Source organism: Kitasatospora sp. NPDC053308 (assembly GCF_055585785.1).
This window is the reverse complement of the sequence record NZ_JBVJJY010000071.1, coordinates 1-1013: the sequence shown is the minus strand read 5'-3', so window position 1 is coordinate 1013 and position 1013 is coordinate 1. Positions and strand designations below refer to the sequence as shown.

1 protein-coding gene is annotated in these 1013 nt (G+C 69.1%); it reads left to right on the top strand.

Annotated features, from left to right (window positions below):
• On the top strand, positions 1-1013 hold a 1013-nt coding region (locus ACZ6Y7_RS37990; RefSeq protein WP_465762548.1), incomplete at both ends, for a condensation domain-containing protein.

The following is a 1013-nucleotide window of genomic DNA, read 5'->3' as shown; positions in this document are numbered from 1 at the left end:
TTCGACCTCACCACCGAACTCCCCCTGCGCGCCGCCCTCTTCACTCTCGACGACACCCACCACCTGCTCGCCCTCGTCCTGCACCACATCGCCGGCGACGGCTGGTCCATGCGACCCCTCACCCACGACCTCACCACCGCCTACCACGCCCACCTGACGAACCGAACCCCCGACTGGCCCGAACTCCCCGTCCAATACGCCGACTACACCCTCTGGCAACACCACCACCTCGGCCACCCCGACACCCCCGACACCCCCCTCCACCACCAACTCACCCACTGGACCACCCACCTCACCAACCTCCCCGACGAAATCCCCCTCCCCACCGACCACCCCCGACCCACCCACCCCACCCACCACGCCCGCACCCACACCACCCACACCGACCCCACCACCCACCACCACCTCACCACCCACGCCCACACCCACCACGCCACCCTCTTCCACACCCTCCACGCCGCCCTCGCCACCCTCCTCACCCGCAACGGCGCCGGCACCGACCTCCCCATCGGCACCCCCACCGCCGGCCGCACCCACCCCCACCTCGACCACCTCATCGGCTTCTTCATCAACACCCTCGTCCTGCGCACCGACACCACCGGCAACCCCACCCACACCCAACTCCTCCACCACACCCGCGACCTCAACCTCACCGCCCTCACCCACCAAGACCTCCCCTTCGAACGCCTCGTAGAAGCCCTCAACCCCACCCGCACCCCCCACCGCCACCCCCTCTTCCAAACCATCCTCACCCTCAACAACACCACGTCGGCCGGCGGTGAACTCGACTCCCAGGAGGTCGAGTTCACGAGCGCGGCGAAGTTCGACCTCTCCTTCACCGTCACCGAGCACCACACCGCCGACGGCGCCCCCGACGGCCTGACCGTCACCATCGAGTACGACGCCGACCTCTTCGAACCCGCCACCGTCCAGCGCCTCGCCGAACAGTTCCAGCGCATCCTGCGCAGCGCCGCCGAACACCCCGACACCCCCATCCACGACCTCGACCTGCT